Source organism: Bacillus sp. JFL15, assembly GCF_001184225.1.
GTDB classification, from domain to species: domain Bacteria; phylum Bacillota; class Bacilli; order Bacillales; family Bacillaceae; genus Bacillus; species Bacillus siamensis.
Map to the genome: position 1 here is coordinate 2890362 of NZ_KQ236689.1, position 23237 is coordinate 2913598.

24 protein-coding genes, 2 pseudogenes and 1 riboswitch are annotated in these 23237 nt (G+C 45.3%); of the genes and pseudogenes, 20 read left to right on the forward strand and 6 right to left on the reverse strand.

Annotated features, from left to right (window positions below):
• Positions 1-20: 20 nt before the first annotated feature.
• The 5 genes from mtnW (at position 21) to AD710_RS14580 (ending at position 3609) form a co-directional block, all read left to right on the forward strand.
• Positions 21-1235, forward strand: a complete 1215-nt coding sequence (gene mtnW / locus AD710_RS14560) for a 2,3-diketo-5-methylthiopentyl-1-phosphate enolase (protein ID WP_049628368.1) — start codon at positions 21-23, stop codon at positions 1233-1235.
• Positions 1232-1936 carry a 2-hydroxy-3-keto-5-methylthiopentenyl-1-phosphate phosphatase gene (mtnX, locus tag AD710_RS14565; protein ID WP_045925657.1) on the forward strand — a complete coding sequence of 235 codons (705 nt, stop codon included), beginning with the start codon at positions 1232-1234 and terminating at the stop codon, positions 1934-1936. The genes mtnW and mtnX overlap by 4 nt, the downstream gene beginning before the upstream one ends.
• A complete protein-coding gene (locus AD710_RS14570; protein WP_049628369.1) occupies positions 1894-2523 on the forward strand; it encodes a methylthioribulose 1-phosphate dehydratase in 630 nt (209 codons plus the stop codon). The genes mtnX and AD710_RS14570 overlap by 43 nt, the downstream gene beginning before the upstream one ends.
• A gap of 15 nt (positions 2524-2538) precedes the next feature.
• Positions 2539-3078 carry a 1,2-dihydroxy-3-keto-5-methylthiopentene dioxygenase gene (locus tag AD710_RS14575; RefSeq protein WP_047475314.1) on the forward strand — a complete coding sequence of 180 codons (540 nt, stop codon included), beginning with the start codon at positions 2539-2541 and terminating at the stop codon, positions 3076-3078.
• Positions 3079-3348: 270 nt separating this feature from the next.
• Positions 3349-3609 (forward strand): aspartyl-phosphate phosphatase Spo0E, encoded by a 261-nt coding sequence (locus AD710_RS14580; protein WP_016936353.1) that lies wholly within the window; start codon positions 3349-3351, stop codon positions 3607-3609.
• 207 nt (positions 3610-3816) lie between these two features.
• Here the strand turns inward: AD710_RS14580 and AD710_RS14585 are convergent, their stop codons facing one another.
• Entirely contained in the window at positions 3817-5334 is a 1518-nt protein-coding gene (locus AD710_RS14585) for a sporulation kinase KinD (protein ID WP_049628370.1), read from the reverse strand.
• Positions 5335-5534: 200 nt separating this feature from the next.
• On the opposite strand from AD710_RS14585, the gene AD710_RS14590 reads away from it, so the two are divergent.
• Positions 5535-5981 (forward strand): MarR family transcriptional regulator MhqR, encoded by a 447-nt coding sequence (locus tag AD710_RS14590; RefSeq protein WP_016936351.1) that lies wholly within the window; start codon positions 5535-5537, stop codon positions 5979-5981.
• A 35-nt stretch (positions 5982-6016) separates the two neighbouring features.
• On the opposite strand, the gene motB is transcribed toward AD710_RS14590, so the two are convergent.
• From motB to clpE, 3 genes are all read right to left on the reverse strand, one after another.
• Positions 6017-6802: a flagellar motor protein MotB gene (motB, locus tag AD710_RS14595; RefSeq protein WP_047475311.1), complete on the reverse strand. Its 786-nt coding sequence runs from the start codon at positions 6800-6802 to the stop codon at positions 6017-6019.
• A complete protein-coding gene (motA, locus tag AD710_RS14600; protein ID WP_013352039.1) occupies positions 6774-7589 on the reverse strand; it encodes a flagellar motor stator protein MotA in 816 nt (271 codons plus the stop codon). Before motA ends, motB begins: the two co-directional genes overlap by 29 nt.
• A gap of 166 nt (positions 7590-7755) precedes the next feature.
• Complete coding sequence (gene clpE / locus AD710_RS14605) at positions 7756-9852, reverse strand: ATP-dependent protease ATP-binding subunit ClpE (protein WP_049628371.1); 2097 nt, start codon at positions 9850-9852, stop codon at positions 7756-7758.
• 347 nt (positions 9853-10199) lie between these two features.
• On the opposite strand from clpE, the gene AD710_RS14610 reads away from it, so the two are divergent.
• The 6 genes from AD710_RS14610 to queF all read left to right on the forward strand — a co-directional run bounded on the left by AD710_RS14610 (position 10200) and on the right by queF (position 15047).
• Positions 10200-11246: a YkvI family membrane protein gene (locus tag AD710_RS14610; protein ID WP_049628372.1), complete on the forward strand. Its 1047-nt coding sequence runs from the start codon at positions 10200-10202 to the stop codon at positions 11244-11246.
• An 89-nt stretch (positions 11247-11335) separates the two neighbouring features.
• Positions 11336-12457, forward strand: coding sequence for a hypothetical protein (locus tag AD710_RS14615; RefSeq protein ID WP_049628373.1), 1122 nt, complete (start codon positions 11336-11338; stop codon positions 12455-12457).
• A gap of 110 nt (positions 12458-12567) precedes the next feature.
• Positions 12568-12612: riboswitch (PreQ1 riboswitch) on the forward strand.
• Between the two features lie 97 nt (positions 12613-12709).
• Positions 12710-13369, forward strand: a complete 660-nt coding sequence (gene queC / locus AD710_RS14620; RefSeq protein ID WP_003154679.1) for a 7-cyano-7-deazaguanine synthase QueC — start codon at positions 12710-12712, stop codon at positions 13367-13369.
• A complete protein-coding gene (gene queD, locus AD710_RS14625; RefSeq protein ID WP_049628374.1) occupies positions 13370-13810 on the forward strand; it encodes a 6-carboxytetrahydropterin synthase QueD in 441 nt (146 codons plus the stop codon).
• Positions 13803-14534, forward strand: a complete 732-nt coding sequence (queE, locus tag AD710_RS14630) for a 7-carboxy-7-deazaguanine synthase QueE (RefSeq protein ID WP_016936344.1) — start codon at positions 13803-13805, stop codon at positions 14532-14534. The genes queD and queE overlap by 8 nt, the downstream gene beginning before the upstream one ends.
• A gap of 18 nt (positions 14535-14552) precedes the next feature.
• Positions 14553-15047: a preQ(1) synthase gene (queF, locus tag AD710_RS14635; RefSeq protein ID WP_003154673.1), complete on the forward strand. Its 495-nt coding sequence runs from the start codon at positions 14553-14555 to the stop codon at positions 15045-15047.
• A gap of 184 nt (positions 15048-15231) precedes the next feature.
• Here queF and AD710_RS20100 read toward each other — a convergent pair.
• Positions 15232-15440, reverse strand: a pseudogene (locus tag AD710_RS20100) (helix-turn-helix domain-containing protein).
• A 783-nt stretch (positions 15441-16223) separates the two neighbouring features.
• Between AD710_RS20100 and AD710_RS14640 the strand changes: the two are divergent.
• The 3 genes and pseudogenes from AD710_RS14640 (at position 16224) to AD710_RS14645 (ending at position 17550) form a co-directional block, all read left to right on the forward strand.
• Complete coding sequence (locus AD710_RS14640; protein WP_049628375.1) at positions 16224-16733, forward strand: GNAT family N-acetyltransferase; 510 nt, start codon at positions 16224-16226, stop codon at positions 16731-16733.
• A gap of 128 nt (positions 16734-16861) precedes the next feature.
• Positions 16862-16960: pseudogene (locus AD710_RS20380) on the forward strand (hypothetical protein); the annotation flags it as partial.
• Between the two features lie 314 nt (positions 16961-17274).
• Positions 17275-17550 carry a DUF3219 family protein gene (locus AD710_RS14645; RefSeq protein WP_016936332.1) on the forward strand — a complete coding sequence of 92 codons (276 nt, stop codon included), beginning with the start codon at positions 17275-17277 and terminating at the stop codon, positions 17548-17550.
• Between the two features lie 73 nt (positions 17551-17623).
• On the opposite strand, the gene AD710_RS14650 is transcribed toward AD710_RS14645, so the two are convergent.
• On the reverse strand, positions 17624-17809 hold the full coding sequence (locus AD710_RS14650) for a YkvS family protein (RefSeq protein ID WP_003154669.1): 186 nt from the start codon (positions 17807-17809) through the stop codon (positions 17624-17626).
• Positions 17810-17972: 163 nt separating this feature from the next.
• On the opposite strand from AD710_RS14650, the gene AD710_RS14655 reads away from it, so the two are divergent.
• The 5 genes from AD710_RS14655 (at position 17973) to AD710_RS14675 (ending at position 23236) form a co-directional block, all read left to right on the forward strand.
• Positions 17973-18167 (forward strand): hypothetical protein, encoded by a 195-nt coding sequence (locus AD710_RS14655; protein ID WP_012117423.1) that lies wholly within the window; start codon positions 17973-17975, stop codon positions 18165-18167.
• Positions 18168-18439: 272 nt separating this feature from the next.
• Positions 18440-19063, forward strand: a complete 624-nt coding sequence (locus tag AD710_RS14660) for a cell wall hydrolase (RefSeq protein ID WP_049628376.1) — start codon at positions 18440-18442, stop codon at positions 19061-19063.
• Positions 19064-19175: 112 nt separating this feature from the next.
• On the forward strand, positions 19176-20516 hold the full coding sequence (locus AD710_RS14665; RefSeq protein ID WP_016936329.1) for a polysaccharide biosynthesis protein: 1341 nt from the start codon (positions 19176-19178) through the stop codon (positions 20514-20516).
• A gap of 62 nt (positions 20517-20578) precedes the next feature.
• Positions 20579-21073 carry an endospore biogenesis thiol-disulfide oxidoreductase StoA gene (stoA, locus tag AD710_RS14670; RefSeq protein WP_049628377.1) on the forward strand — a complete coding sequence of 165 codons (495 nt, stop codon included), beginning with the start codon at positions 20579-20581 and terminating at the stop codon, positions 21071-21073.
• Positions 21074-21316: 243 nt separating this feature from the next.
• Positions 21317-23236: a heavy metal translocating P-type ATPase gene (locus tag AD710_RS14675; RefSeq protein ID WP_049628378.1), complete on the forward strand. Its 1920-nt coding sequence runs from the start codon at positions 21317-21319 to the stop codon at positions 23234-23236.
• Position 23237: the final 1 nt, after the last annotated feature.

Consider the following 23237-nt stretch of genomic DNA (forward strand, 5'->3'; position numbering starts at 1 on the left):
AGAAAGAGAGGCGTTCACGCATGAGCGAAGTATTGGCAACATATCTTCTGACAGACACAACGGACAGTGAAAAGCGGGCGGAACAGATTGCGGCGGGGCTGACGGTAGGCTCCTGGACGGATCTGCCCCTGGTGAAACAGGAACAGCTCAGAAAGCATAAAGGCCGGGTCGTGAAAGTTGAGGAAAAAGAAGGGGCCAAAGAAAACGAAACACAATCCGTCATCACCATCGCCTATCCTGAGGCGAACTTTTCAAGAGATATTCCGGCCGTCCTGACGACGGTATTCGGAAAGCTGTCACTGGACGGAAAAATAAAATTGACTGATCTGGAATTTTCCGAAGGGTTTAAACGCTCCCTTCCCGGGCCGAAATTCGGTATATACGGCATCCGCAAACTGCTGGGCGAATTTGAAAGACCGCTTCTGATGAGCATCTTTAAAGGCGTGATCGGACGGGATCTTGCCGACATTAAAGAGCAGCTCAGACAGCAGGCGCTCGGCGGCGTGGATCTTATTAAAGATGACGAAATTTTCTTTGAAAATGAACTGACTCCGTTTGAAACCCGCATTATCGAAGGAAAACAAGTCCTGAAGGAAACGCGGGAGGAGACGGGGCATAAGACGCTGTACGCCGTAAACCTGACGGGGAGGACTTCTGAATTGCGGGATAAAGCGAGACGCGCGGCAGAACTCGGGGCAGACGCCCTTTTACTGAATGTATTCGCCTACGGCTTAGACGTCATGCAAAGTCTTGCTGAAGATGGGGAAATCCCGCTTCCGATTATGGCGCATCCGGCGGTCAGCGGCGCGTTTACATCATCTCCCGTTTACGGTTTATCGCACGCACTTTTGCTCGGCAAGCTGAACCGCTATTGCGGCGCCGATTTCAGCTTATTTCCGTCACCATACGGATCCGTCGCTCTTCCGAAGGAGTCCGCACTTGCGATCCATCATGAATGTGTAAAGGAAGACGTCTTTCAACCGACGTTTGCCGTCCCGTCAGCAGGCATTCATCCCGGCATGGTGCCATTGTTAATGCGTGATTTCGGTATTGATCACATCATCAATGCAGGCGGAGGCATTCACGGCCATCCGAAAGGAGCCGAGGGCGGCGGAAGAGCGTTTCGCGCCATTATTGATGCAGTGCTTGAAGCACAGCCGATTAAAGAAAAAGCCGCGTCGTGCAAAGATCTTCAGCTCGCATTAGACAAATGGGGAAAGGCGGAATCCGTATGACCCGCACACCGCTGATTATTTGTGATTTCGACGGAACAGTCACCATGAACGACAACATTGTCAGCATGATGAAAGAATTCGCGCCCCCTGAGTGGCTTGAATTAAAAGACGGTGTTCTGTCTAAAAGCATATCAATTCAGGAAGGAGTCGGCCGGATGTTCGGGCTGCTGCCGAGCAGCTTAAAAGATGAGCTGACGGACTTTATTCTGGAGGATGCGAAAATACGGGACGGCTTTTTGGATTTTGTTTCGTTTGTCCGGTCAAACGATCTCCCGTTTTATATCGTAAGCGGGGGAATGGACTTTTTTGTGCATCCGCTTTTAGAAGGCATCGTAGAAAAAGAGCGGATCTTTTGCAATCATGCATCCTTTGACAATGAATATATTCATATCAATTGGCCGCACGCCTGTGACGAAGCCTGCACGAATCAGTGCGGCTGCTGCAAACCGTCAGTCATCCGGAAGCTATCCGACCGGCAGAAATTTCTCATTATGATCGGTGATTCGGTGACGGATGTCGAGGCTGCAAAGTTATCCGATATGTGTTTTGCGAGAGATTATCTTTTGACTGAATGCAAAGAGCTCGGTCTTCGGCATCAGCCTTTTCAAGATTTTCATGAAGTGAAAGCAGGCATCGAAAATATCGGGGAGGTGCAGGCATGGCTGCAAAAGAAGAACGCTGGCGCGAACTTGCCGAAGTAAAGCGCGAGCTGGCTGAAAGAGACTGGTTCCCGGCAACAAGCGGGAATCTTTCCATCAAAGTATCCGACGCACCGCTGACGTTTCTCGTTACGGCAAGCGGAAAAGACAAACGAAAAGAAACAGACGAAGATTTTCTCTTAGTCGATGAGAACGGGGAGCCCGCTGAGACCGGCTATTCCTTAAAACCCTCGGCAGAGACGCTTCTCCATACGTACTTATACCAAAAGACAGACGCGGGCTGCTGTCTGCATGTCCATACCGTTAATAATAATGTCATCTCAGAGCTCTACGGGGATGAAAAACAAATCACCTTTCAGGGGCAGGAAATGATTAAGGCGCTCGGATTGTGGGAGGAAAACGCGTCGGTGACCGTTCCGATCATTGACAATCCGGCGCACATCCCGGCATTGGCCGAAAGCTTCGCGCGCCATGCAGACGCCGGATCAGGCGCGGTATTAATCCGCAATCACGGCATTACGACATGGGGGCGGACCGCGTTTGAGGCGAAAAGGGTGCTGGAAGCCTATGAATTTTTATTCAGCTGTCATATCAAGCTTCTGTCACTTCGGCCGCAGCTTGTAAAATAAAAGGAGGAACGCAAAATGGCGACAATCAGAATTCATGACGAAAAGAATACGATCATTGAACATCAGGAAGAAGTAGCGCGCTTTTTAGACGAACAAGAGGTGATCTATGAGCAGTGGAACATTGAAAAACTTCCGCCTGAGCTTTCGGAGAAATACGATCTAACCGAAGATGAAAAAAACCGGATTCTCACGGTGTTTGACAAGGAGATTCAGGATATTTCAGCCCGGCGCGGCTATCGGTCTCAGGATGTCATTTCTTTATCAGATACAACACCCAATCTTGATGAGCTGTTGAAAAATTTTCAAAGAGAACATCACCACACGGATGATGAAGTCCGCTTTATCGTCAGCGGGCACGGCATCTTCGTCATTCAGGGCAAAGACGGCACTTTTTTTGATGTCCGTTTAAATCCGGGGGATTTGATTTCGGTTCCGGAGAACATCCGCCATTACTTTACGCTTCAGGAAGACCGCCGGGTCGTCGCAATCCGAATCTTCGTGACGACTGAAGGATGGGTCCCGATTTATGAAAATGAAAGTGTACAAAACGGATAGATGTCCCAACCTCTCATGCGGTCAGCCGCATGAGAGGTTTTTTATTGTAATATAAAATCTCTGTTTTTTTATGCATTAAATGGGCGTATTTTGTTTATATCATTACCTGAATGGGTATTATTCTCGTAATCATACTAAAGATTCCAATATGAAATGAAAAATTAAGTTATTTAGTAAAAAAATGTTTACAAATAAAGTATAATCTGTAATAATGCTCAATAACCCAATCAAACTTGTTTCCTATTCTTTTAGCGGTGAGGGGTGAAGTGAATGGGCAGTTATTCTGAACAAGAAAAATTGCTAGTATCTATTGATGAAAAGAGGAAAATGATGATAGATGCGGCTAACAGGCAGGGGTTTACAGGATATGACACGATCAGACACAGCCAGGAACTGGACAGTCTGATGAACGCGTATCAGCAGCTGATAAACCGTGAACGCACACATCACCAAGGAATACAGGGCCTTGTGAAGAAAATAGGCTTGTTCTCCCGCGGTGACGTCATGCCTGCATATGAAGCAAACAAATGATTGATGATAAACAGATAACGAAGACTGAATGCGCTTCATGATTAACCGCCGCATCCGAAAGATGACCGCGTACAGTCAGCGGGTTTTTCCGCTGGCACAGCTCACGAAGCGCCTCGTATCTATCTGCCGGCTATGTTGCCGTTCCCCGGTATATCCTCTTACACATATTCTTCTTATATAAAAAACACCCTGTTTCAGGGTGTTTTTTCATCGTGAAGCGGCAGGGAGGGTAATGGTGACCTCTGTGCCTTTATCGACTTCACTTTGAATGTCAATCGAACCGCCGTACATCAGCACGATCCGTTTACATACGACAAGACCGAGGCCGGTGCCTTTTTCCTTTGATGTGACAAACGGAAGGAAAATGTGCTCAAGCATATCTTCAGAAATACCCATTCCGTTGTCGGCCACCTTAATGACTGCTTTATCGTCGAGGGCCTCTAAATAGATGGACAGCCTGCCGCCTTCCTGCATTGATTCGAGCGCGTTTTTCGCGACATTTAAGATCACCTGTTTAATATGGTCTTTCGTGCAGTTGACCTTGAGCGGCCGATTGACGAGAATCTCCACATTCACTTCCACATTATAAAGATTCCCTTCCGAATAAATAATCGGCATAATCTCATCAAGAATATCCTGCAGCGAGTTCACTTCCAATCGTTCCGCGGTCGGTTTGCCGAGCACTAAAAACTCACTGACAATCTGATTGATCCGTTTAACCTCCTGCTCAATAATTGAGAAATACAGCTGATCTTCCTCCGTTTTATATTTTTTCTGCAAAAGCTGAATGAAGCCGCTGATCCCTGTAAGCGGGTTGCGTATTTCATGAGCGGTGCTTGCGGCAAGCGTTCCGATCAGCTCCAATTTTTGCGCCTCGTTTTGAGCGCGCTCCAGCTCGGTCTTGCGCTTAAGCAGATAATATTGAACGAGGATGAACAGAATATTCAGCAGCACGGCAATACTGGACATCGGCAGCAGCACGCTTTTGGTCAGCTCGTTCAGCTCTACCGGTTTCGGGTAAACATTGATATTCCAATTAATATCATCCAGATAGCCGCTGACCGGTTTCACGCCTTCTGACTGATCAGCCCGTCCGCTGGCAAATATCACTTTATCCTCATGGGTTGCCTTGACATAAACGTCGGGGCTCAGCATATTGATCATATTTCTCAAATAATCGACTTGTATGGCGGCCACGAAATAATCCGTGACCTCCCGGTTTGCGTCTAACACCGGCACGCAGATCGTAAAGATGCGCTGGCCTGTAATTCTGCTGGAGTAGTCGTTTGTGATGACCGTTTTTTTCGTCTTTTTTGCCTTCGTAAAATACGGTCTGTCGGCCAAATTCACCTTTGTTTTCAGATCGGTCGTGCTTGCGATGACGTCACCTTTGGAATTCAGCATATACAATCCGCTGAATCTGGGTTCATCCTCAAAAGCCTGATCGAGGATTTCATTTATCTTTTCTTCATTGACAGGCTTATCGACAGCGATCGCAAGTGTTGTCATCCGGGCTTTTGTTTCACCGATTAAATAATTGAGCTTATTGCGGTGAAGATTGAGCATCATACTGGCTTCCTGTATGTGTTTATCGGCTATTTTCTGCTTTTCTTTTTCATATATGAAAAAGCTGATAATAAGTGCCGGGATGATCACCAATATGAGATAAAGTTTGATCTTTCCCCGGGCACCTTTAAATGTATTCACTCTGCATCGCTCCAACATTACACTTGAATAGAGGTATTATATCATTGTTTATACTTCTTTAATAAGAAAAAATAACCAAAATGCTATAAAAACAAATTATTTTATTAAGGTCCGTCAAAAAGAAGAGAAATTTTGGAAAGATTTTTGTTGACATTTTTCATTTTGTTTATTAATGTTTCTCTGTAACGGTTTCTTTTGCAAAAAGGATGATTGAATGTATGACGGATAAAACAGAAAACTCATTGAAATTATTTATTGTACTGTCGCGTGCATACCGGTCCATAAACGACCATATGAATAAACATATTCATAAGCACGGCCTGAATCCGACAGAATTTGCTGTGCTTGAACTGCTGTATCATAAAGGCAACCAGCCGCTGCAGCAGATCGGCGACAAAATTTTATTAGCGAGCGGGAGTATTACATACGTTGTTGACAAATTAGAGAAAAAAGAACTTCTCATCAGAAAAGCCTCGCCGACTGACAGGAGGGTGACTTTCGCACAGATTTCCGAAAAGGGAATCCGTCTTTTGGACGATATTTTCCCTGATCATGCAGCCGAAATTAAAGAAATGATCAGTGTGCTGAGTGATGAAGAGATAGAAATGTGTACGGAAATGCTGAAAAGAGTGGGATTAAACGCTAAACATTTTCATCAGAAATAAAAAAGGAAGCCATTTGAAAGGCTTCCTTTTTTATATTACTGATTTTCGTCAGGGACGGCGTTTCGCGGCTGTATCAATACTTCGACACGCCTGTTTTTGCTGCGTCCTTCCGCGGTTTTGTTCGACGCAGCCGGCTTATACTCACCGAAACCTTTGGCGCTGAATACTTTTGCGTCAAGTTTCGGGTTTTCTGTAAGAATAGCCATGAAGTTGACGGCCCGCATGACGCTTAAATGCCAGTTTGATTGAAATTGTGAGTTTTTAATCGGCACATTGTCCGTATGCCCGCTGATGATAATGTTCCTTGGCGGATTCAGCACAAGGAGATTCGAGATTTCCTTCGCGAGCGGAATATCTTCCTGGCGGATATCCGCCCGTCCTGAGTCAAAAAAGATACTGTCTTTAATGGTAATTAAGAGGCCTTCTTTTGTCAGCTTTGTTTCCAGCTGATGTTCAAGCTTTTTGTTTTTTATAAATTGTTTGACTTGCTTTTGCACACCTTCAAGCTCTTCGCGGTCGGCTGCTTCTCTTTCTTTCTTCTTCTGTTCTTTATCTTTTTCCTTGTCTTTTTTTAACTGATCAACGCCGTCTTTTTCATTTTCGGGAGGGGTGACGCTTGAATATTCAAGGACCCCCGTGCCTCCTGTGAAAACGGCGTTAAATGATTTAGACAGCATTTGAAATTTCGCCGCGTCGACAGAACTCATGGCGAACAATACAATGAACAGAGCCAAAAGAAGGGTGAGAAGGTCCGCGTACGGGATCAGCCAAGACTCATCCACATGCTCGTCATCATGCTTCTTCTTCTTTTTTCTCGCCATTGTTTGCCTCTCCTTCTTGTTCAATGACTTTTGCTCGTTCGTTCGCAGGGAGATACATGAGAAGTTTTTGTTCGATCACTTTCGGCGCCTGTCCTTCAAGCACCGACAGAACGCCTTCGATCATGATTTCACGCAGTTTGACTTCCTGTTTTGATTTACGTTTCAGCTTGTTGGCGAAAGGATGCCATAGTACATATCCCGTAAAGATCCCGAGAAGGGTGGCGACAAACGCCGCACTGATGGCATGTCCGAGCGCCTCGGTATTGTTCATATTGGAAAGAGCGGCGATAAGACCGATGACCGCACCCAAAACGCCGAGTGTCGGCGCATATGTGCCGGCTTGGGTAAAGATAGCCGCGCCGGCCTGGTGTCTGTCCTCCATCGCTTCAACTTCCTCAGTCATAATATCTCTGATAAATTCTGCGCTTTGTCCGTCAACCGCCATGCTCAGTCCGTTTTTCAAAAACGCGTCATCCACGTCTTCGATGCTTGCTTCCAATGCGAGCAGACCTTCCCGTCTGGCGATTTGCGCCCATTGAGAGAACATGGGAATTAATTGCGCAATGGTCAGCTGTTTGTTTTCTTTAAACAGCACTTTAAAAAGGGCAGGCACTTTTTTGATTTCTTTTCCGGGGAATGCGATGATCACCGCAGAAATCGTACCGAACAAAATAATCAGAATAGCTGCCGGGTTAGCGAGTGCGCTTAAGCTGACCCCTTTCAGCACCATGCCCACGCTTAAAGCAATCAGGGCGAGGATGATACCGATAATCGATGTTTTATCCATAGTTTTCACCAAATCCTTTATACTAGCTTTCTATGGTTAATATCGGTGGCAGTGGATGGAACTTTAGGGTGAATGCGAAATTGTTGCCGAATTCTTCACAGTTTCTGCCCTCCGGCATGGAAAAAGATACAAAAAAGCGGCTCCCCGGACAGGGAACCGCTTTTTCTTATTGTGCACGGACTTTGATGCCGTCTTCTTCCATTACGACATGGAAGGCTTTGATTTCGTTATCATCCAATAAGAGATCTGTCATTTCGTCTTCGATCAATTCCTGGATGGTTCTTCTGAGCGGGCGTGCTCCGAAAGCAGGGTGATAGCCGATTTCAGCGATTTTTTCTTTCGCATCATCGGTGACGCTCAGGCTGATGCCGCGCTCTTTTAATGTGTCTTCAAGCTCTGCGAGAAGCAGGCTGACGATTTTTACGAGATGTTCTTTTTTCAGGGATTGGAATTCAATAATGCTGTCAAACCGGTTTAAAAACTCCGGTTTGAAGAACGCACTCAGTGAATCAATCAGCGTTTGTTCTTCCATGACGCTTTCTTCAGATTGGAACCCGACCTTTGCTTGTTTTTCGCCGGTTCCCGCGTTGCTTGTCATAATCAAAACGGTATCTTTGAAGCTGACAGTTCTGCCTTGGCTGTCTGTCAGACGGCCGTCCTCCATAATCTGCAGGAACATATGCTGGACGTCAGGGTGCGCTTTTTCAATCTCATCAAGCAGCACGATGCTGTACGGATTGCGTCGCACTTTTTCCGTTAATTGCCCGGCTTCATCATGTCCGACATATCCCGGCGGTGAACCGATGATTTTAGAAACGGCGTGTTTTTCCATGTATTCACTCATATCGAGCCGGATGATAGAATCTTTTGTGCCGAACAGTTCATCTGCGAGTGTTTTTGATAACTCGGTTTTTCCGACCCCGGTCGGTCCGACAAAGAGGAAGGAGCCGACAGGTCTGTTTTTTGATTTTAAGCCGGCGCGGCTTCGTCGGACCGCTTTCGCCACTTTTTTCACGGCTTTTTCCTGACCGATGACACGCTCATGAAGGCGCTCTTCAAGTTCCTTCATTTTGACTTGTTCATCAGCCTGAAGTTTTCCGACCGGAATGCCTGTTTTCTGTTCAATGATGGCTTGAATATGCTCCGCCCCGATTTCTGAAGAAGCGGCCGGTGTTTCATGCGCCAGCTGCTTTTCCAACGCCGCTTCTTCATCGCGCAGTTTCGCGGCAAGCTCATAATTTTCTTCCTGAAGCGCTTTTGTTTTCTCCGCGTCAATTGCTTTAAGTCTCTCAGCCGCATCTTCTTCATTTACGGTATCAAGCTCCAGGTTTGCCTTAGAACCGGCTTCATCTAACAAGTCGATCGCTTTATCCGGCAGATGGCGGTCCTGAATGTAGCGGGAAGAAAGTGTAACACACGCTTTGATCGCTTCATCGCTGAATGTGACGCCGTGATATTTCTCGTATTTATCTTTAATGCCTTCAAGAATGCTGATGGCTTGTTCGATAGAAGGCTCATGAACCATGACAGGCTGGAAGCGTCTTTCAAGCGCTGCATCTTTTTCAATCTGGCGGTACTCTTTCAGCGTTGTCGCCCCGATGACCTGCAGTTCGCCTCTGGCCAGCGCCGGTTTCAGGATGTTTCCGGCATCCATTGATCCCTCGGCAGAGCCGGCGCCTACGAGAAGGTGAATCTCGTCAATGAACAAAATGACGTTTTTCCGCTCTTTTAATTCGTTCATTAATTGTTTCATTCTTTCTTCAAACTGGCCTCTGATTCCTGTGTTGGCGACGAGGGAAGCGACATCAAGCAGATAAAGTTCTTTGTTTTTCAGTTTGTTCGGCACATCGCCTTCAGCGATTTTAAGCGCCAAACCTTCTGCAATAGCCGTTTTGCCGACACCGGGTTCACCGATAAGCACCGGGTTGTTTTTATTCCGGCGGTTCAAAATTTCAATTACGCGCGCCACCTCATCATCGCGTCCGATCACAGGGTCAATCAGACCTGCTTTTGCGCCGTTTGTGACGTTTTGAGCGAGCTCATCGAGCAGACCCTTTTTACGGCTGTCCTGCTGTTTATTTTGACCGGGAGCGAAGCCTTGCTCAAACGGGAATCCGAAAGATTGCGGACCCATGCTCATAGCCGGTTTGCGGGTTAATTCTGTATAACATGTTTCACATAAAACGAATTGTCTTTGAATGGAATTGACTTGCATGTTCAGGCGAATCGTCGCCTCGTTTTTCTGACAGTGTTGACAACGCATTTGCCAAAACCTCCTTGTTTGATCTTCTTTGACCAAATGAATTAGAAAATAAGGCCTTAACTTTGACCTTCTTTGATGAATAGTATACTCTGACCTTCTTTGACTTTCAAGTGTTTTGTTTTAAACCGCGAAAAATCAAAGTTTACAGCATGAAAAGCGGCATTTGAAATGTTTGACCTTTCTTGATGAAGAGTATACGCCGGTCCTTTTTTTCTTTCAATATTTTTGCTTAAAGGGGAGAGCTGAATTCGTTTTTGGGGAAGGATGATTTGTTCTTCTTTTCAGGCGACTTGTCTCATATGCTGATAAAAAGGCCTGGACAAATCTGCGCATAGCCGGAGGGTGAAATGGGACAAAGAAAAGGTTCTGCAAGTCAGCTTGCATTCGTATACGTAGGAACGGTTGTAGGAGCCGGTTTTGCCACGGGACGGGAAATCGTTGAATTTTTTCTGAGGTTTGGCTGGATCGGTCTGTTCGGTATTATGGTAAGCGGTCTGATGTTTACATATTTAGGCGCCAAAATCATGATTATTTCCAAACGGATTCATGCAGCATCTTATCAGGAATTGAACACATATTTATTCGGCCGGTCCATCGGCCGCGCCGTGAACATGTTTATGATGTTTATCTTGCTGGGAGTGACCTCTGTCATGCTGTCCGGAGCGGGAGCGCTGTTTCATGAACAGCTTGGCTGGCCTGCACAAGCGGGGATCCTTCTGACGATCGTCCTGAGTTTTGCCGTCATGACAAGCGGTGTTAAAGGTGTGTTCGGCGTCAATATATTGGTTGTGCCGCTTTTAATTTCCTTCTCTTTTATCGTTGCCGCTGATTCTTTTGTATTTACAAGTGCGAGAAATGCGGACGAATGGGTATGGCCTGACAAGTGGAATTGGGTTTTGTCCGCCGTCTCTTACGGCGCGTTAAATTTATCACTCGCCCAAGCTGTTCTTGTGCCGCTTGCGAATGAAATGTCATCAGAGAAAGTGATCAGAAGGGGGGCTTATTTAGGCGGCGCTCTGTTGACACTGGTGCTTGCCGCGAGCTTCTTATCATTATCGGTGCTGCCGGATGTGCTGGAGTTTGACATTCCGATGGCTCAAGTTGTGTATTTGTATTCGCGCTCGCTTCATATCATCTATTTGTTTATTATTTTCGGGGAAGTGTTTACGTCAGTTATCGGCAATTTATATGGATTGGAAAAACAATTAAACAGTTTTCTTCATATAAAAAGTACATATATTTACGGCGGGATTTTGATGTTTGCGTTTATTGTCAGTCAAATCGGCTACGGACAGCTGATTTCCACCGTTTATCCGGTGTTTGGATATGTGAGTCTGGCCTTTATCGGCGCATTGGTTTGCAAAAAAGTCCCGAAAGAAAAACAACGTAAATAAGGAAAATGTCTGTATTTTTTGGAAATCCCCCTTCTTTTTTCCTGTCAATTCTGTATAATGAACTGGGAAATGATGGGGAGGAGTAAGAGATGAAAGATCGACGTGTATTATTGGGATTTATTTTTATTTGTATCGGCATTGCGTTTTTTTTACAGAAGGCGGGAGTTATACATCTTTCTGCCGGTTCGGCGTGGCCGTTTCTTTTTATTATAATGTCCGCGGGGTTTCACGCCGGATTTGTTTTTTCGAAAAAAACGCCTGAACAGACGGGACTGCTCGTTCCCGGCGGTCTTTTTCTTGTGCTGGGCTTCCTGTTTTGTTTTGAGACGGCAACAGGATGGGCGTATTCAGGCGTGACGTGGCCTGTTTATATATGGGCGCCTGCTCTCGGTCTGTTTGAACTGTGGTATTTCGGCGGGAGAAAGGTCGGCGTATTGATTCCTGCTTTGATTTTGGCAGGGACGGGTGCCCTATGCTTTGCCGGTATGCTGTTGACAGGGCTGTGGCCGCTTTTGATCATTGCAGTAGCGGTTCTGTTTCACGCCGCTGCCTTCATGCAGCCGAAAAAAAGAACGGGCCTTCTCATTCCGGGCGGAACATTGCTTGTGATTGGCGGGTTATTATGGTTTGAAACGCTGACAGACTGGACATACGCAAATATGACATCGCCTGTCTACCTCTTTGCCGTCGCGTTCGGCCTGTTTGAAGCCTGGCTGTTCGGCAGAAAGCAAAGGGGGCTATTGGCTGCTGCTGCGGTTCTTTGCGCAATGGGGATTTTCGGCATATTCACCAATGTAAATGAAGTCATCAGCGAACGCGGCTGGCCCGCGCTCATTCTTTTGCTTGCAGCCGCTTTTCACATTCCGATTTTCGGTCCGAAACCGGTCAAAAACGCAGGACTTCTCGTACCGGGCGGCATTTTATTGGTTACAGGGATCTTGTTTGTTTTTGAAACGGCGACCCATTGGGCCTATTCCGGTGTGACATGGCCTGTTTATCTGTTGGCAGCGGCATTCGGTTTATTTGAACTGTGGCTGTTCGGCGGGAAACAAAAGGCGCTGCTCATTCCGGTTGCGGTTCTGACCTTGACCGCGCTATGCTTTACGCTGATGTATCAGCCGATCATCCCGGTTTCTGTTTTCTGGCCTGCCTTATTTGTGCTGAGCGGGATTGCACTGATGGCATTTCCGAAAAAGAAAAGCCGGGCATAAATTGGTTTTTGCAGCCTGACACAAGTTTCAGGCTGTTTTTTTTATTGTCACGGGAAACAGCATTATGGTATGATAGCAAAAGTGAAAAAAAGAAGAAAATCCGTATTGATGCGGGAGAGGTTCTAGCTACACCCTCTATAAAAAACTAAGGACGAGCTGTATCCTTGGATACGGTTTTTTTTATGTTTTTTAGGGCGCCTTCTCCGAGATAGGCGCTTTTTTTATTGAATGATAGATAAGGGAGAGAAAGACATGAAAAAAGAAAAAGCGGTTGTGGTGTTCAGCGGAGGCCAAGACAGCACGACGTGTTTATTATGGGCTTTGCAAAACTTTGAAGAAGTGGAAACCGTTACATTCCATTACAATCAGCGTCATCAAGAAGAAATTGATGTAGCTAAATCGATTGCCGAAAAGCTCGGTGTCAAAAATCATCTGCTTGATATGTCTCTTTTAAACCAGCTTGCGCCAAACGCGCTGACACGGGATGATATCGAAATTGAAGCGAAGGACGGCGAACTGCCGACAACGTTTGTGCCGGGGCGCAACCTTGTATTTTTATCCTTTGCATCGATTCTTGCATATCAAATCGGCGCACGCCACATCATCACCGGTGTATGCGAGACTGATTTCAGCGGCTATCCTGACTGCCGGGACGAGTTTGTCAAGTCCTGCAATGTCACCGTCAACTTGGCGATGGAAAAGCCGTTCGTCATTCATACGCCGCTTATGTGGCTGAACAAAGCGGAAACATGGAAACTTGCTGATGAGCTCGGCGCGCTTGATTTTGTAAAGAATAACACATTGACTTGCTATAACGGCATCATTGCGGACGGATGCGGAGAATGCCCGGCATGTCTGCTCCGCAATAAAGGATATGATGAATATATGAAAATGAAAGGGGAGCGGAACTAATTGCTTTCTCAAATTTACCCGCAGGTTCAGCATCCTTATTCGTTTGAGCTGAATAAGGACATGCACATTTCAGCCGCGCACTTTATTCCCCGTGAAAGTGCCGGAGCGTGCAGCAGAGTCCACGGCCACACGTATACAGTAAATATTACAGTTGCAGGGGATGAACTGGATGATTCAGGCTTTCTCGTGAATTTCAGTGTGCTGAAGAAATTGGTGCACGGCGCTTACGATCATACATTGCTGAATGACCATGACGAATTTTCCGATGATGACCGATATTCGCTGCCGACAACCGAAGTCGTAGCCAAAACGATTTACGATAAAGTTCAGTCCTACCTCGAAACACTGGAGAATCAGCCGGTCTGCGTCCAGGTTTTTGTCAGGGAAACCCCCACAAGCTATTGCATATACCGCCCGAAAAAAGGTGATTTGAATGGCTAAAGGAATCCCGGTTTTAGAAATTTTCGGACCGACGATACAAGGAGAGGGCATGGTCATCGGCCAGAAAACCATGTTCGTCCGCACGGCAGGCTGCGACTACTCCTGCAGCTGGTGCGACTCCGCCTTTACATGGGACGGCTCAGCCAAAAAAGATATCCGCTGGATGACGGCGGAAGACATTTACCGCGAGCTGAGAGAAATCGGCGGAGACGCCTTTTCCCATGTTACCATCTCAGGAGGAAACCCGGCGCTGTTAAAGCAGCTTGACGCGCTGATTCTGCTGCTGAAAGAACATGGTGTGCGCGCCGCTTTAGAAACGCAGGGAACGGTCTATCAGGATTGGTTTACAATGATTAACGACCTGACGATTTCACCGAAGCCGCCGAGTTCAGGGATGACAACCGACTTTGCAAAGCTCGATCACATCGTGTCTTCGCTTGATGCGGCTGAAAGGCTTAGCGCAGTCAGCTTAAAGGTCGTCATTTTTAATGATGAAGATCTGCAATTCGCGAAAACCGTGCATAAGCGGTATCCGAATATCCCGTTTTATCTTCAGGTCGGAAACGATAATGTCCACACGACGGATGACCGGGCATTAATTGCGCATCTGCTCGAAAAATATGAAAAACTCGTTGACAAGGTTTCTGCCGATTCAGACCTGAATCTCGTCAGAGTCCTGCCTCAGCTTCATACATTGCTTTGGGGCAATAAACGGGGAGTTTAATAGAAAGGGAGAATTTACATGACAAGAAAAGAATCAGAATTAGAAGGAGTTACACTCCTGGGGAATCAAGGGACAAACTATTTATTTGAATATGCGCCGGAGGTTTTGGAATCATTCCCGAATAAACACGTGAACCGTGATTATTTCGTTAAATTCAACTGCCCGGAATTTACGTCGCTTTGCCCGAAAACGGGACAGCCGGATTTTGCAACCATCTACATCAGCTATATTCCGGACGAAAAAATGGTGGAAAGCAAATCGTTAAAGCTGTATCTTTTCAGCTTCCGCAACCACGGAGACTTCCACGAGGACTGCATGAACATCATCATGAATGACTTGATCGAATTAATGGATCCGCGTTATATCGAAGTGTGGGGTAAATTCACGCCAAGAGGCGGAATCTCCATTGACCCGTATACAAACTACGGCAGACCCGGAACAAAATATGAAAAAATGGCTGAACATCGCATGATGAATCATGATATGTATCCGGAGACGATTGACAACCGTTAATGTTCCCGGCGCAGCCTAAATACTTCCGGTTATGATCCGAAGTATGAAACGGAGTGGGGTCACGGTAAAACCCGAACATTCAACGCCAGTTTTAGGCGGAAATGTGACCGATTGTGACCTGAAGCAGCCGCAGTGTGACCACGATCCCTGTCTTTTTAGGCGGGGATTTTTCAATACGTTCCATTTATTCAGCGTCCTCAATTTCAAATAGCTCATCGACTCCTACGCCGAGCGCTTTGGCAATCGAAAAACGTGCCAGTCTTCGTGGCGACTATTCTTATCGAAGCGCGATATCGAACCTTGTGGCACACCTGATGCTTCCGAAAGTCTTACCTGCGTCCACCCTTTCGCCTTCATAACGGCGTTTAGGCGCGGCGTTGCGTTTAGTTTCATTTCGACCACCTCTGCGACCATTATAAGTCATTTTAAAAGAGCAAGTATAGTCTATTCAGTTGTTTATTTCTAATATTATTTAATGCATTTCTTCTTTGGTGATGCATGTTATAATTTACCTATACAATGAGAATAAACACGAAAGGCAGTGAAAATGGAGGGTAAAGATTACGAAACTAAAGGATACGATTCGAGCATAACGTTCGACTACAAAGAAATGCCGGACGTACGCTTAACAATACTATAATAAAATAATTAGAGGATAATATGTTTGATATATACATACATCCTCTTTTTTAATACATATAAATTTTAAACCGGACTAAACAAAGTTAGTTTAATATGTAGACATTAACTTTAACAGTGTAGCCAATGAGGCTGGAGTATCTAAGGCTACTCTATATCATACTATGATACTAAGAGAACAAATTGAAACGTTACGTCAACAGCAGCAGATAAAGAGACCAGCTGCGAAGCGTATGAAGATTGAAAGAATGAAAATAATAAAGACTAGATTATTTAATCTCTAAACGGAAAATTAAGTGAATAGAAAAAGAACTACGAAGACAATTAAAGATTGCTTACGCTCAGGTATATAAAATGCTATTTACCTAAATGGTGAAAACGAAAGCAATTGCAATAAGAGCATTTGCTTTTTTTAGCCGGGCAGCATTCCTGTAATAAATAAAAATTTAATTTATGGAAGAAACATGGCAGTTTAGCACAACAGAAAATTAAAAAAAGATATAATAGTTCTAGATAATATCAATTTGGAGGGGAAAAATGAATTTAGAAATACGATTAGCAAGTGCAGAAGAATATCAGATTGTGCATAAAATTATGTTAGAAGCATTTGAAGAATATAGATTTCTTAAAGTTCCCTCTAGTGCATTAAATGAACCATTAGATAATCTATTAAATGCAATGAAACAAGGATTAGAAAAAGCATTGTTGTGCTTTGTAGATGGGGAACCAGTAGCTTCTTCTAGGATTACATTAAAAGATACCTCGATATATTTTTCAAGATTATCCGTTACATCACATGCAAGAGGAAAAGGGATTGCGAAGGCAATGTTATTATGGATTGAGAATTATGCTATTGAAAATAACAGAAAGAAAATAGAATGTCGTGTTCGTGCATCATTACCAAAAAATATAAGCTTGTACGAAAGAATGGGTTACATAGTTTCTGAAGAAGAAACTGTTACCAACCCTAATGGTTACGAAGTTAAAACAGTAGTAATGGAAAAACCTATACTAGAAACTAGGAACGGCAAATTGGATAGTTTGTGAAGTAATACACTTAAACAATCGGGTGCATTTGTTGAATAAAGGGGTCATACATATTATTTCTGTCTTATATGAATGACCCCTTATTTTATCTGTATTATTATTTTAAATTTAGTCTTGATAATTTAACAGCAGGACAATGTGATAACTGCGACTATACGCTAGTCAAAAGCTCGGTGAAGAACGAGAAGTTTCTTCGGGAGTGCCGGCGGTCTCGGAATATAACCTAAATCCCCCCGCTTTTTAAGCGGGGGGATTTTTCGTCTGTGGCGCGCCGCTGGAAAGGTGCATGATATCCGCACAGACCTTGTATAATGAAAAGAGAAATTATCTGGAGAAAAGAAAAAGACGAGTAAACCCGGGGGGAGTGTACTCGCCGCTTCATTACGTGACGGGTGCTGGATGGCAGCTCGTCTGTTTCATTATAAAATAGGGAACGTATGTTTGTAAAGGCCTGCGCCGTTTTTTTCTTATCCGGAGCGGAACAATTGTAAATGAATGATCAGCATGATAGCATGTCCTGTAAAAAGAAGGAGTGTTCGTCATGGAGCCGTTAGAGTTAAACGGTGTAAGGCTTGAAATGTATGACTGTAAAGAAAGTGCGGGCAAAAACGGCCGCGTCATCTCATTTATATTGAAGGTGACCTCTGAAACGTATCATGACATTGCCGTCCTTTTGTATGAAAAAACATTTGAAATTAAGGCGCCCGATCGGGGTCTTGAATTCCGCGGCAAAATAACCAACTACCATACATCCATCACAAATCTTTACAATAAAGATGAGACCGGAGATTTTTTCATTGAAATGACGGAAATCTGAAATCATTTGAAAAAGCTGCCGGGCGGCAGCTTTTGTGCGGGATATGTAAATGGTTCGGATTGTTCAGTGGGGGTTAATAGGAGTCTCTGATGATTTTATAATTTTTATGGTTGACGACAGTGAGGGAATCTAATTCAAGATCACGATAATTATCCATGATGGTTACATCAACGATGACGGAGTTTTCATTTACCTTTTCAACAATACCGGTTAATCCGTTTTTAAATTCAATGACGTTTCCAACCTTAGCAATTTTCACGAGCTTCCTCTCCTTTATCATAAATCCTGTTTGAAAATATTTTGCAGTATTTTCTTTAAGAAGTAAAGCGATATGGGTATCGGCCTGCTCAATCATTGTCCCGGCGGGGGAAAGATGATATATTGATTTTCGGGAAAAAGCCGAGAAAAGGAGGCTGTGTTCGTTGCTGCCTGAAGAAATATCAGAACGTATCAACCAAATGCGCACCGGTGAAATCAAAGAATTCAGGGTGCAGAAAGAACATTTTCTTGCATTTCGAGCGGTTTTATCGAAGCAGGAAGATTTTAAGCATTTCCGCGGTATTGCACAGCAGGGCGGAGATGTTGTTTTCCAGTATTTAGAACAGCCAAGAAGCTGACGGCTCCTCGCATATGAGGAGTCTTTTTTTGTTTTCGCTGCTCATTTCATCTTGCTGTAACAGATGTAAACAAAATGTAAAATCCCTCCGATGGATACTTTTACTGCAATTTGGTTAATGTTGTGAAAATGACGGCCGTTTTTCTGCCAATAATAAGGCCGTTAACGAACTTCTTCCATCATAAAAGCTGATTGGGAGTGCTGGAAAATCTTTAACCGTGAATTTGCGCACTGCTCTTGTTAAGGTAGTGAAGTATTTAAGGAGGAAAGCGTATGACGACAAAATTTGCTGCCTTGGCTGTCTTTTTTCTTTGTTTTATGCCTGCAACAAAAATTGAACATACAGAAGCTCTGTTTACTTTAGCGAAGAAGCCAAAGCAAGAATCCAGCACACTGGTTGCTGATTTAAATAGAAATAGTTCGGTGCCGAAGTTTTCAAAAACTGACCAGAAGCATTCGATCCATCCGATAAAGCTGTCATCTCATCTTGAGCAGAAAGCCAAACCGGAGAAAATGGCTTATCAGCCGCCGAAAAAGACGTATTCCAGTGCCGACAGGGAACTTCTGTCACGTCTCGTGCACGCAGAAGCGAAGGGTGAGTCTTATAAAGGAAAGGTCGCGGTAGCCAGCGTCGTGCTGAACCGGACTGAAAAGAAAGGCTTCCCGGATACCATTCGGGGTGTGATTTATCAAAGGAATGCATTTGAACCGGTAGCAAACGGAAGCATTAATCAAAAGCCGGATAAGGATTCCATCGCCGCCGCAAATGAGGCGCTTAACCATCCGGGCAGAGAAACGAACGCATTGTTTTTCTACAATCCGAAAACAGCTTCTGACCATTGGATCCGTTCCCGAAAAATTATCGAACGGATCGGCAGACACGTATTTGCTATGTAAGCATAGCGGGACAAATATCCCGGCTATGCTTTTTTCAATTTTAAGAAATCGAAAATATTTTCAGAACTTGTCTCATATGATGATGAAAGAACGAGAGACAAGGAGAGACACCATGAATCGATTTGTGAAAGGGATCATTCTTTTATCCATCGCCGCCTTTTTCGCTGAATGTCTGGAATTTGTCGTGAATATGATACTGGCGCGGGAGCTTGGCGAGCATGGGATGGGGCTTTACATGAGTATTCTGCCCACCATTTTTCTCATTATCGTGATCGCCAGTCTGGAGCTTCCGATCTCCATCTCAAAATTCATCGCGGAATCCAATCAGAAGCTGCATGAAAGCATGCTCCGGCATGCCTTCAGAATGACCGCCGTATTTACCGCGTTTTCAACCGCGGCCGCAAGCATCGCGCTGCCGTTCATTCCTGTATTCGATACGTACCACCCTTTTATTAAAGGGATTGTCATCGGACTGATTCCCGTCGTCGCTTTTACATCCATCGCCAGAGGCTATTTTATGGGTGTGCAGCAGATGGGGAAAATCGCGGTTGCAAATGTCTTGAAAAAAATCATTCAAGTGCTTTGTCTGTTTATCTTTTTTCAATGGTACTCTTTTGAAATTGATATGGCCGTGCTCATCTCGTTATTTGTGCTGGTCGCAAGTGATGTCGTGGTGTTCGTATACTTGTATACGCAGTTTATTTTGGCGAGGAGGACGCTTTCCGGCCATCAGCACATTCATCTCCGCGGCAAGGATGTGCGGAAACGTCTTCTGGCGGTATCCATTCCGACAACGGGGCTTCGTATTTTTCACGCGGTGACAAATGCCATTGAACCTTTTTTAGTAAAAGGAGCGCTGCTGGCCTCAGGGGCGGCCGGGGCAGCAGCGATTGATCAATACGGCATGCTCGCCGGTGTAGCGGTGACGATCGGTTCGTTTCCCGCATTTATCGCTCATTCACTGATGGTCGTCATGATTCCGAGCATTTCAGAAGCGTACGCGCTGTCTCAATATGACATTGTACTGAAACGGCTGAGACAAGCGATTTTTATTACATTCGGCTATGGCATTCCGGCAGTCTGGATCATGTTTCAGTTCGCCGGCCCGCTGACCCATTTATTTTTTCAGTCTCCGGAAGCGCAGTATTTTTTGCAGCTTTTGTGGCCGTATTTTCTTTTTCAGCTGTTTGTGATGCCGCTTCAGGCCTGTCTGATCGGCATCGGTCATGTGAAAACGGCGTTTTATCATAATGTATGGAGCAGCATTGTGGGTCTTTCGATGATGTATGTGCTTGGTTCTATGCCGAATCTGCAAATGCTCGGCATTATACTTGGCATGAATACCGGCATGATTCTTCTGACAAGTTTACATTACGCGACGATCTGCAAAGACCTCGGTGTCTCCGTGTTCCTGACCGGCGGCGGAAGAACAGCACCCCGGATCGAGAGCTGAAAAGACTGATACATTTCAGTAAGGAGGGGCAAGCTATCCGAAACGCGTGAAAGGAAGATCTTATGCATAAAAACCGTCTTATTGCATGCGCAGTCCTTTTGATTGCTGCCGCTCTCTGGATGCCTGAAGCAAAAGCCTCATCAGAAAAACAGGCAGTTCCCGCCGTGTTTCTGATGAAGACGATTGAAGGAGACGAGATATCGGTCCCGAATAAAGGGCAGAAAACCATTTTGCATTTTTGGACATCGTGGTGTCCGCCGTGTAAAAAAGAACTGCCGCAGTTTCAAACGTATTATGAACAGCATCAATCCGATGATGTAAGTCTTGTAACGGTAAATCTCATGAATGCTGAGCAAAACAAAGAGGCCGTTCAAAACTTTGTCAATCAGCACCATCTCACATTCCCGGTCGTTCTTGACTCTAAGGGCGAGCTTATGAAGGAATACGGGATCATGACGATTCCCACGTCATTTCTGCTGAATGAAAAAGGAGAAATCGAAAAAAAGATCATCGGTCCGATGACCGCTTCACAATTAAAAGAATGGTCTGAGAAATAAAAAGGAGCGGGAGGATTACCTCCCGCTCCTTTTTTTCATATCATGAACAGCTGAAGGGATTATAATGATAATTATTATCAAAAAGAAATTAAAACAATTATAATTGAAATCTTTCGCCGGCGTGCTATAATAAAGAAAAACACCGCGATAGTACTGTGAAAATGCTGCCTGTAAGGCGGCAGTTTTGCTTTTATCAGGGAAATGAAGATGATTTGCGTTCTCAATTAGAGAGGAGAATTCATAATGAATGAACAAGTGGTGACTCAAACCCATTCACAACAGCAGACTCAAGAAGAGCGGTCCGGAAAAAAGTGGCTCCAGCATGCGGAACTCATTGCGGCTCTCGTATCGGGCGCCCTTATTCTTGCGGCCTGGTTTTTCACCGAAGCAAAAGGCCTGTCCGTTACTTTGTATATCCTGGCCTTTGTGATCGGCGGATTTGCAAAAGCGAAAGAAGGAATTGAAGATACGCTGGAGACGAAGGCTTTAAATGTTGAACTTCTGATGATTTTTGCGGCTGTCGGCTCTGCCCTTATCGGGTATTGGGCGGAAGGCGCTGTTCTTATCTTTATTTTTTCGTTAAGCGGCGCGCTGGAAACGTATACGATGAATAAAAGCAGCCATGATTTAACCTCCTTGATGAAACTGGAACCGGAGGAAGCGACCCTGCTTAAAGACGGACAGGAAAAGCGGGTGCCGGCCGCTGAACTCAAGATCGGCGACATGATCGTCATTAAGCCGGGCGAACGCGTAGCGGCAGACGGGATCATCGAGTCAGGCGCGACGAGTCTTGATGAATCGGCGTTGACGGGTGAATCGATGCCGGCGGAAAAAACAGCCGGAGATTCTGTGTTTACAGGAACGGTAAACGGAAACGGTTCTTTAACGGTCCGAGTTACGAAAACAAATGAGCAGTCTCTATTCAGAAAAATCATCCGGCTGGTAGAATCTGCTCAAAACAGCGTGTCACCGGCTCAGGCATTTATTGAGCGTTTCGAAAGTGTCTATGTAAAAGGCGTGCTTTTAGCCGTGGCTTTGCTTTTATTCGTTCCTCATTTTGCTTTAGGCTGGAGCTGGAGTGAAACCTTTTACCGGGCGATGGTGTTTATGGTGGTCGCCTCCCCGTGCGCTCTTGTCGCTTCCATTATGCCCGCTGCGCTTTCTCTTATTTCAAATGGAGCCCGCAACGGATTATTGGTTAAAGGAAGTGTGTTTTTAGAGCAGCTGGGAAGCGTCCGGATGATTGCTTTTGACAAAACCGGCACGGTCACAAAGGGACAGCCGGAAGTTGCTGCATTCCAAGCGGCGGAACATGTGAATGAGGATGAGGATGAGGTCATGCAAGCGGTGTATGCCATTGAAAAGCAATCAAGCCACCCGCTCGCAAAGGCGATAGCTGCATTTGCCGAAAGCCGGGGCGCTGTGCCTGCAGGCCATACATCGATTGACGAGACGTCCGGATTCGGTGTTCAGGCCGATATAGAAGGCGCTAAATGGATGATCGGAAAAGCTGGATTTGCAGGGAAAGAGGATGCAGACGCTTTTTTGAAAACATCGGGAAATGAGTTAAAAGATAAAGGCTGTACGCTGGTTTTTGTTAAGAAAGATGACAGGATAGCGGGCTGTTTTGCGTTAAAGGATCAAATCCGGCCAGAAGCAAAAGCCGTAATGGCTGAGCTTGAATCACTCGGGATTAAAACGGCCATGCTTACCGGAGATCAGCCTGAAACAGCGGCTGCCATCGCAAAAGAGGCTGGCATGACGACGGTTGTTGCCGATTGTCTGCCTGACCAAAAGGCAGAGGAAGTGAAGAAACTGAAAGAAACGTACGGCACAATCGCCATGGTCGGAGACGGCATTAATGACGCGCCCGCTCTGAAAACCGCTGACGTCGGTATTGCGATGGGAGGGGGAACGGACGTGGCTTTAGAGACGGCTGACTTGGTTCTGATGAAAAATGATCTTCATAAGCTTGTGAAAATGTGCAGGCTCTCACGGAAAATGAACCGGATTATTAAGCAGAACATCGTTTTTTCGCTCTCGGTCATCTGCCTGTTGATCTGCGCCAACTTCCTGCAGGTGATGGAACTGCCGTTTGGCGTTATCGGGCATGAAGGAAGCACGATTCTGGTCATACTGAACGGACTCAGGTTATTAAAATAAA

What these genes read in the sequence shown, in the direction of transcription:
- AD710_RS14580 (WP_016936353.1), top strand. Translation starts at nt 3,349, where the DNA reads ATGGGCAGTTATTCTGAACAAGAAAAATTGCTAGTATCTATTGATGAA.
- queE (WP_016936344.1), top strand. Translation starts at nt 13,803, where the DNA reads ATGGCTAAAGGAATCCCGGTTTTAGAAATTTTCGGACCGACGATACAA.
- AD710_RS14645 (WP_016936332.1), top strand. Translation starts at nt 17,275, where the DNA reads ATGGAGCCGTTAGAGTTAAACGGTGTAAGGCTTGAAATGTATGACTGT.
- mtnX (WP_045925657.1), top strand. Translation starts at nt 1,232, where the DNA reads ATGACCCGCACACCGCTGATTATTTGTGATTTCGACGGAACAGTCACC.
- AD710_RS14610 (WP_049628372.1), top strand. Translation starts at nt 10,200, where the DNA reads ATGGGACAAAGAAAAGGTTCTGCAAGTCAGCTTGCATTCGTATACGTA.
- stoA (WP_049628377.1), top strand. Translation starts at nt 20,579, where the DNA reads ATGCATAAAAACCGTCTTATTGCATGCGCAGTCCTTTTGATTGCTGCC.
- AD710_RS14615 (WP_049628373.1), top strand. Translation starts at nt 11,336, where the DNA reads ATGAAAGATCGACGTGTATTATTGGGATTTATTTTTATTTGTATCGGC.
- motA (WP_013352039.1), bottom strand. Translation starts at nt 7,589, where the DNA reads ATGGATAAAACATCGATTATCGGTATCATCCTCGCCCTGATTGCTTTA.
- AD710_RS14590 (WP_016936351.1), top strand. Translation starts at nt 5,535, where the DNA reads ATGACGGATAAAACAGAAAACTCATTGAAATTATTTATTGTACTGTCG.
- mtnW (WP_049628368.1), top strand. Translation starts at nt 21, where the DNA reads ATGAGCGAAGTATTGGCAACATATCTTCTGACAGACACAACGGACAGT.
- AD710_RS14585 (WP_049628370.1), bottom strand. Translation starts at nt 5,334, where the DNA reads ATGTTGGAGCGATGCAGAGTGAATACATTTAAAGGTGCCCGGGGAAAG.
- queF (WP_003154673.1), top strand. Translation starts at nt 14,553, where the DNA reads ATGACAAGAAAAGAATCAGAATTAGAAGGAGTTACACTCCTGGGGAAT.
- queC (WP_003154679.1), top strand. Translation starts at nt 12,710, where the DNA reads ATGAAAAAAGAAAAAGCGGTTGTGGTGTTCAGCGGAGGCCAAGACAGC.
- AD710_RS14575 (WP_047475314.1), top strand. Translation starts at nt 2,539, where the DNA reads ATGGCGACAATCAGAATTCATGACGAAAAGAATACGATCATTGAACAT.
- clpE (WP_049628371.1), bottom strand. Translation starts at nt 9,852, where the DNA reads ATGCGTTGTCAACACTGTCAGAAAAACGAGGCGACGATTCGCCTGAAC.
- AD710_RS14665 (WP_016936329.1), top strand. Translation starts at nt 19,176, where the DNA reads ATGAATCGATTTGTGAAAGGGATCATTCTTTTATCCATCGCCGCCTTT.
- AD710_RS14570 (WP_049628369.1), top strand. Translation starts at nt 1,894, where the DNA reads ATGGCTGCAAAAGAAGAACGCTGGCGCGAACTTGCCGAAGTAAAGCGC.
- AD710_RS14640 (WP_049628375.1), top strand. Translation starts at nt 16,224, where the DNA reads ATGAATTTAGAAATACGATTAGCAAGTGCAGAAGAATATCAGATTGTG.
- AD710_RS14675 (WP_049628378.1), top strand. Translation starts at nt 21,317, where the DNA reads ATGAATGAACAAGTGGTGACTCAAACCCATTCACAACAGCAGACTCAA.
- motB (WP_047475311.1), bottom strand. Translation starts at nt 6,802, where the DNA reads ATGGCGAGAAAAAAGAAGAAGAAGCATGATGACGAGCATGTGGATGAG.
- AD710_RS14660 (WP_049628376.1), top strand. Translation starts at nt 18,440, where the DNA reads ATGACGACAAAATTTGCTGCCTTGGCTGTCTTTTTTCTTTGTTTTATG.